The sequence below is a fragment of the Pontimicrobium sp. MEBiC01747 genome, from assembly GCF_053601635.1.
Genome location: NZ_JBSHNS010000385.1, coordinates 1 through 7,475, shown reverse-complemented (window position 1 = coordinate 7,475; position 7,475 = coordinate 1). Strand labels below are relative to the sequence as shown.

General features: G+C 31.4%; 8 protein-coding genes. All 8 read left to right on the top strand.

The window, feature by feature from the left end; genetic code table 11:
* Positions 1–851, top strand: an 851-nt coding sequence (locus tag ACVC2P_RS12500) for a hypothetical protein (protein ID WP_452598802.1), incomplete at its 5' end; no start/stop codon positions are given.
* A 158-nt stretch (positions 852–1,009) separates the two neighbouring features.
* On the top strand, positions 1,010–1,537 hold the full coding sequence (locus ACVC2P_RS12495; protein WP_452598801.1) for a hypothetical protein: 528 nt from the start codon (positions 1,010–1,012) through the stop codon (positions 1,535–1,537).
* Between the two features lie 3 nt (positions 1,538–1,540).
* Positions 1,541–2,344, top strand: coding sequence for a CsgE family curli-type amyloid fiber assembly protein (locus ACVC2P_RS12490; protein WP_452598800.1), 804 nt, complete (start codon positions 1,541–1,543; stop codon positions 2,342–2,344).
* Between the two features lie 22 nt (positions 2,345–2,366).
* Positions 2,367–2,768, top strand: a complete 402-nt coding sequence (locus ACVC2P_RS12485) for a curli production assembly/transport component CsgF (protein WP_452598799.1) — start codon at positions 2,367–2,369, stop codon at positions 2,766–2,768.
* A gap of 19 nt (positions 2,769–2,787) precedes the next feature.
* Positions 2,788–4,260 carry a CsgG/HfaB family protein gene (locus tag ACVC2P_RS12480; protein WP_452598798.1) on the top strand — a complete coding sequence of 491 codons (1,473 nt, stop codon included), beginning with the start codon at positions 2,788–2,790 and terminating at the stop codon, positions 4,258–4,260.
* A gap of 28 nt (positions 4,261–4,288) precedes the next feature.
* Positions 4,289–5,776: a carboxypeptidase regulatory-like domain-containing protein gene (locus ACVC2P_RS12475; protein ID WP_452598797.1), complete on the top strand. Its 1,488-nt coding sequence runs from the start codon at positions 4,289–4,291 to the stop codon at positions 5,774–5,776.
* Between the two features lie 104 nt (positions 5,777–5,880).
* The gene (locus ACVC2P_RS12470; protein WP_452598796.1) at positions 5,881–7,059 is read left to right on the top strand and encodes an AIR synthase related protein; all 1,179 of its coding nucleotides are present in this window, start codon (positions 5,881–5,883) and stop codon (positions 7,057–7,059) included.
* Between the two features lie 28 nt (positions 7,060–7,087).
* Positions 7,088–7,475: DUF3078 domain-containing protein (locus ACVC2P_RS12465; RefSeq protein ID WP_452598795.1), on the top strand; the 388-nt coding region annotated here is incomplete at its 3' end.

Sequence of the window (7,475 nt, the reverse complement as noted above, 5' to 3'; positions counted from 1 at the left end):
CTAATGATGTAAACCAAAGCGGAAATACAAATGAAGCATTAGTAATTCAAACAGGAGATGAAAATGATGCAGATATAGACCAATTTGGAGATGATAACTTCGCAGGAATTAATCAACAAGGAAACCGTAACATTAGCGATGAAACGCAAACAGGAAACGACAACTATGCTGGAAATGGACAATTTGGTGACGATAACGTATCAGACATGGACCAAACAGGAGATACAAACTTTAGCGTAGCATCTCAAACAGGAAACTTTAATAATAGTGATACAGATCAAATAGGAAACAATAACGGAAGTGGAGTATTACAATTAGGAGATAATAATATAGCAGTTACTTATCAAGAAGGAAACGCTAATGGATCTACAACAATTCAGCAAGGAAACGATAATGAGTCTTACGTTTCTCAAATAGGAAATAATAACGGGCAATTTACAAGCCAAGCAGGAAATGCTAATGACTCTTTTGTTGATCAAATTGGAGATTTAAATAATAGTACTACAATACAAGTAGGAAACACTAATATGTCCGATGTAGATCAAACAGGAACTAATAATGGTAGTACAGTAACACAAACAGGTGATACTAATGGTTCTTCTGTTGTGCAAGATGGTAATTTTAATACAAGTGCAGTAAGCCAAACAGGAACATTAAACCTATCTACAGTAACACAAACAGGAGACTTAAATGTAAGTACAGTAGATCAAGATGGCGTAAGTCACTCAAGTTTAGTTAATCAGTTAGGAAACAGTAATATAAGTACAGTAGACCAAAATGGGACAGCGCATACCAGTACGGTAAACCAAATTGGTAACGGAAACATGTCTTCTGTAACTCAAAATGACTAAAACTATGTATTAATTATTAGTTTTAATTGTAAAATTAGTATAAGAGCATTTTTAGAGGTGCTCTTATGCTTTTTTAATAAAATAATGAAAATATTGTTTAATTTTTTTATCTTTAGTTACTGTAATTCAGTGCTTTTGATGAAATAAAAGAGTGAAACATGAAAACTATAATTAAAATTGTTTTAGTGATATTGTTTGTTTCAATAAGTAACTATACTACAGCTCAAACATATAAAAATAATACAAAAGACGCCACTTTATCTGGGTTTAAAAATAAAGAAGCGCAACAAAATTTTTTACTTAATCAAGAAACTGTAAAAACAGCAGAAGCATATACAGTATCAAACGAAAATGCAGTTTTTATTTCGCAAATAGGAGATAATAATAAAATTAGTTCTAATACAACGTCAAATAGTAGTGATGTTAATTTTTTTCAGGTTGGAAATTCAAATATTGCAACAGTAAATATTAAAAGTGATGTTATAAAGGAATCTATTTTTCAATTAGGTAATAATCATTCCGTTCTAGATGTTAATGTATTTAAAAATGCATCACATACTATAGAAGTAAATCAAAGAGGAAATAACCAGAACTTAACACTTTTTGGAGGTAATTCTATTTCAGAGAAACTTAAGGTTTCCATGCAGGGGCAAAACCAAACTATAATTGTAAGAAATTATAATTAAAAAATGAAAATTGAAATAAGGGTGTTATGCAGTAAGAAAATACTATTGTTGTTAAGCCTGTTTTTATGTTCGTTACAAGGCTTTACTCAAAAACGCTATAACGAAAATGTAGAAGCTAAAATACAGCTTGATAAAAATAATGAGTTTATAAAAATTACAGGAACAGCATTTAATAAAACAGAACTTAATAAGAGTTTAAGGTATAAATTGTCTGTTATAAAAACGAATTCAAAAAACTCAAATCGATCAAAAAATGACCAGAATGGACGTATCGTTTTAAAGCCAAACGAAAAAAAAGAGTTAGCAACAACCACAATTAATGCTAATGAAGACGATAGGATTATTTTATTGCTATTAATTTATAATCTAAATGATAAAATTATAGGACAAGATAGAGTTGTATTAAACGAAACAGATAACACCACTACAGTGTCCAAACAAAAAATAATTAAAGCACTAGAAAAAGAATCTAAAGATGTAGACGATGGCTCTAAAGACGGAGTAGAGCTTAGGGGGATTGTTGTAGAAGATACTAAAACAAAACCAGGGAGAGATTTTTATAGATTATTTTATGCATTATACTCTAGAAATAATATTAACGGGAGTAACATTGTAACCATAAAAGAAGTTTTAGCAATTGGCTCTAACACTAAAATAGAAGTTATTGTTGGAGACCAAATAATATTCTCATTTTTTGTAAGACCAAGAAACAATTATTTGGTAAAAATGAATGATGTAGCAATAAAAAAAGTGTATGTTCATTTTAAAACATTAGAGAAAGAATCTAAAACAATAAAACGCTATTAATAACCAACTAAACTATAAATAAATGAAAAAACTAACACTGCTTGCTTTGGCATTAATAAGTTATTGTGGATTTAGTCAACAATTAACTTATGAGCCAATAAATCCAGCTTTTGGAGGCGATACATTTAATTACACTTGGCTTTTAAATTCGGCCAATGCCCAAAATAGTTTTACAGATCCAGATGCAACATCACGTAATGCAGATGAGTCAGAATTAGAGCAATTTTCAGAGAATTTAAATAGGCAATTGCTAGGGCAACTGTCTAGAACGCTATTTAATACGCAATTAGGAGAAGGTTTGCAAGAAGGCACATTTACTTTTGGAACGTTGTCATTGGAAATCTATGAATCTGCAGAAGGATTAGTTGTAGATATTTTAGATACAAATACAGGAGAGCAAACTCAAATAATAGTCCCTAACTAATTAACTAATTGAAAATAATATGAAATGTACTCGTAAATCTATTTACGCTGTTGTTTTGTTTTTTATTCTAACGAGTTGTGGAACCTATTTTAACCAGCCCATAACCCAACAAAAAGCAAGATTAGGAGAAAATACCGAAGTAACAAAAACACTAAAAGAATTTCCGTTACCTCAAAAACCAGTAGTCGCTGGTGTTTATAATTTTAAAGACCAAACAGGGCAATACAAAGCCGTAGAAAACGGAAGTACATTTAGTACAGCCGTATCTCAAGGAGCAACAACAATATTAATAAAAGCCCTAGAGGACTCTAAATGGTTTACACCAATAGAGAGAGAAAATTTAGGAAATCTTTTAAATGAAAGAAACATTATTCGCTCTACCAGAGATGAATATAGAAAAAATAAAAACCCTAATGAGCCACAATTACCACCGTTATTATATGCAGGAATATTGTTAGAAGGCGGGGTTATCTCTTACGATACAAATATAGTAACAGGAGGAGCCGGTGCTCGATATTTCGGGATAGGGACTTCAACTCAATATAGGCAAGATCGCATTACAGTATATTTAAGAGCAGTATCTACATCTAGTGGAAAGATTTTAAAAACCGTTTATGTCTCTAAAACTATTTTATCTCAAGCAGTATCAGCCAATTTATTTAAGTATGTAAATTTTCAACGACTACTAGAAGCTGAGGTTGGATTTACAAAAAATGAACCTGTACAATTAGCATTAAAAGAATCCATAGAAAAAGCAGTGGAATCTCTTATTATAGAAGGTATAGCAGCAAACCTATGGAGCCCTCAATTAAACGAGCAAGAAACAAAAGAGTTAATAGACGCCTATAAAGAAGAACAAGATGAAGCAAACTCAACAGCATTATACTACAGATATTTAAAAGAGCGCAGAGGTACAGTGGCGGCAACAGGAGCTTTGGGTGTTACATTAATAGATGGCGATTTACCAAACCCACAACCAGAGTTTAATAGTCGAGTAGGTCTAAAATATTTTTTAACCCCAAGCTTGAATACAAATTTCACTTATTATAAATATAATCTTGAAAATAAAGAATTGTTAAACGAAGGCTTCATGTCTTTCGATTTTAACCTAGAATATAACATCTTACCTTATGATGAATTTACGCCATTCCTTTATGCAGGAGGTGGTGTTAATGCAGCTAATTATTTTACCTCTGTAGACCCTAAGGTACAAGCAGGGTTGGGAGTAGAGTATTTAATAACTAATAACTTAGGAATACAATTATTTGTTGATTATAACTATGTGTTTAGTGATGAGTTAGATTTTGTAGAAGCAGGGAAGCGCGATGATACCTTTTATAGAGCAGGATTTGGAGTGAACTATTACTTTTCTAAAAGAAAAAATAAAAAATTAGATGAAGGGAAGTTGAAAGAGTTAGAAGCAAAGCGAGAATTAAAAGCTTTAAAGAAAAAAAATAGAGCCAATAAAAAAAAACGCAAAAACTTAAATTAAAGGATAAGCCTAATAAAAATTGAAAACGATGAAAACTAATATAACATACATTTGTCTGTCTCTATTTCTGCTGCTATGCTTTAATTGTAGCGAAGACAAAATAACGATAACTGGAAAAGGCGGAATTTCAGGAAAGGCCGTTACAGTTGGAAATAATGAGCCTTTAGATAATGTAAAAATAAGTACAAGTCCTAGTACTAGTATTGTGTTTACAGATGCCAACGGGAATTTTTCAATCCCAAATATAGAAACACAAAGTTATTCCATACAGGCAGAAAAACAAGGGTTTTTAACGGTATTCGAATCGGTAACGGTAACAGAAGAAAATAACTCTACTGTTATTTTTGAGTTAGATGTAGAAACAGCAAATAACGATGCTCCAGATGCACCAACTTTAATTAGCCCAGCAGATAATACAGTAAATACCGAAATAGCAGTAACTTTAACATGGTCTGGTAGCGATCCTGAAAACGATACCTTAACCTATACCTTAAAGCTATTAAACGACCAAAATTCCGATGTATTAGAGTTTACAGATATAACAGAGGAAACCTACATGGTATCTGGATTACAATATGGTACTAAATATTTCTGGCAAGTCTCAGCTTCAGATGGTATTAATGAACCTATTTTAAGCGAAGTATATAATTTTAAAACGGTACAATACCCAGATAATAGAATCTTTTTTACTAGAAAAATTAATGGCAATAATGTTATCTTTTCTTCAGATGAAGCTGGTAACGAGTTTCAATTAACATCATCATCATCTAATAGTTGGAGGCCTAGAAAAGCAAATACAATAGATAAAATAGCGTTTTTAAGATCTAATGGAGGAGAAACACACATTTACACTATGGATTTAGATGGTACAAACGTATTTCAAGTAACCAATACTGTAAGTGTAACTGGCTTTAATCTAGAGGAAATAGATTTTTCATGGAAAAGTAACGATACACAAATACTATACCCTAGTTTCGATAAATTATATCAAATAACAACAACAGGAGCTTCATTGTCTCAAATACACCAAACAGCAAATGGTAACTTTGTTACCGAAGTAGATTGGAACGAAAACACATCTAAAATAGCTGTAAAAACTAATAATAATGATGGATATAATGTAGAAATATATACAATAAATACTTTGGGTGTTATTCAAGAAACGATATTAACAGGCACGCCTGGAGCAGCAGGAGGATTAGACTTTTCTTTTGATGGAAATACATTACTATACACTAGAGATGTTTCTGAAAATGAAAACACAGAGTATAGACAGCTTAATACAAATATGTTTATTTATAACATAACCTCTACAGTAAATACTAATGTATCTATAAATAAACCAGGAGGAACTAACGATTTAGATGCTCGTTTTTCACCTAACGAAGCCAAACTTATTTTTGTAAATACATCAAATGATGGAGTGTCTCAAAAAAACATGCAAATTTTAGATATAGGTATAATAGATTCTAGAACAACTATAGTAGAAGATGCAAAGATGCCAGATTGGAAATAGTTAAATAACAATGTGCCATTCTGGGATATAAAATATGAGTAAAAGCATGCAATTAATTTGTGTGCTTTTTTTTTATAAATATATTTGCACAACAACATAATATTATGAGCTCAGAAATAAGTAAACGTTATAGTCAAAGAGGTGTGTCTGCATCTAAAGAAGATGTGCATAATGCAATAAAAAATATAGACAAAGGCTTGTTTCCAAAAGCTTTTTGTAAAATAGTTCCAGACTATTTAACTAACGATGAAGATTACTGTTTAATTATGCATGCAGATGGAGCAGGAACAAAAAGTGCTTTGGCGTATATGTATTGGAAAGAAACAGGAGATATTTCTGTATGGAAAGGTATAGCGCAAGATGCTCTTATAATGAATATTGATGACTTACTTTGTGTAGGAGCTACAGATAATATTATGCTATCCTCTACCATAGGGAGAAATAAAAACTTAATAACAGGAGAAGTCCTTTCTGCTATAATTAATGGAACCGAAGAATTAATAGAAGAACTTAAAGGTTTTGGAGTAACCATACATTCTACAGGAGGAGAAACAGCAGACGTAGGTGACTTAGTAAGAACAATAATAGTAGACTCTACAGTTACTGCAAGAATGAAACGTAGCGATGTTATAGATAATGCAAATATAAAAGCAGGAGATGTTATTGTTGGTTTAGAAAGTTTTGGTCAAGCTACCTATGAAAAAGAATATAATGGAGGTATGGGAAGTAATGGATTAACTTCTGCCCGACATGATGTTTTTAATAACTATTTAGTAGAAAAGTATCCAGAAAGTTTTGATGCCGCAGTACCAAAAGAGTTAGTGTATTCTGGAGATGTGAAATTAACAGATGCAGTTGAAAATGCTCCACTAGACGCTGGTAAACTAGTACTATCGCCAACAAGAACCTATGCGCCAATAATTAAAGATATTTTATCTAAATATAATAGTGATACTATTCATGGAATGGTACACTGCTCTGGAGGAGCGCAAACAAAAATCTTACATTTTGTAGATAATTTACACATTGTAAAAGATAACTTATTTCCAGTGCCACCATTATTTAAATTAATACAAGAACAATCTAAAACCGATTGGAAAGAAATGTATCAAGTGTTTAATTGTGGACATAGAATGGAACTATACGTAACTCCAGAAGTAGCTGAAGAAATTATTTCTATCTCTAAACGTTACAATGTAAACGCTCAAATAATAGGAGAAGTAAAAGCTTCAGAAGTAAAACAATTAACCATTAAAAGTGAATTCGGAGAATTTAACTATTAACCTTTTTTAAATATATTTATATAGTCTAATGAGAAATGCTATATGTCTTTTGTTGCTTTTATGTGCAAATGTAGCAACGACACAAACAGATTCCTTAACTGTAAAAAACGATACCCTAGAAATAAAAAAACCTTGGGTTCAAAAAAATAAAGTAAACTTAGATGTAAATGAAGTAGCCTTTGTAAATTGGAACTCGGGAGGTGTTAACTCAGTTTCAGCTTTGTTAGGTGTGTTATCTTCCTTAAAGCATGAAAAAGAAGGGTTAATATGGAATAGTACTATTTCTGGACGCTATGGCATTAATAAGCAACAAGCTCAAGATGTTAGAAAAACTGACGATTTAATAGAGATAAACTCTAGTTTAGGCTATAAAAAAGATACCCTTACAAACTGGTATTATACAGCTAAATTTAATT

Bases quoted from the DNA above. Each gene is read 5' to 3' on its own strand.
- ACVC2P_RS12495 (WP_452598801.1), top strand. From the start codon at position 1,010: ATGAAAACTATAATTAAAATTGTTTTAGTGATATTGTTTGTTTCAATA.
- ACVC2P_RS12490 (WP_452598800.1), top strand. From the start codon at position 1,541: ATGAAAATTGAAATAAGGGTGTTATGCAGTAAGAAAATACTATTGTTG.
- ACVC2P_RS12485 (WP_452598799.1), top strand. From the start codon at position 2,367: ATGAAAAAACTAACACTGCTTGCTTTGGCATTAATAAGTTATTGTGGA.
- ACVC2P_RS12470 (WP_452598796.1), top strand. From the start codon at position 5,881: ATGAGCTCAGAAATAAGTAAACGTTATAGTCAAAGAGGTGTGTCTGCA.
- ACVC2P_RS12475 (WP_452598797.1), top strand. From the start codon at position 4,289: ATGAAAACTAATATAACATACATTTGTCTGTCTCTATTTCTGCTGCTA.
- ACVC2P_RS12480 (WP_452598798.1), top strand. From the start codon at position 2,788: ATGAAATGTACTCGTAAATCTATTTACGCTGTTGTTTTGTTTTTTATT.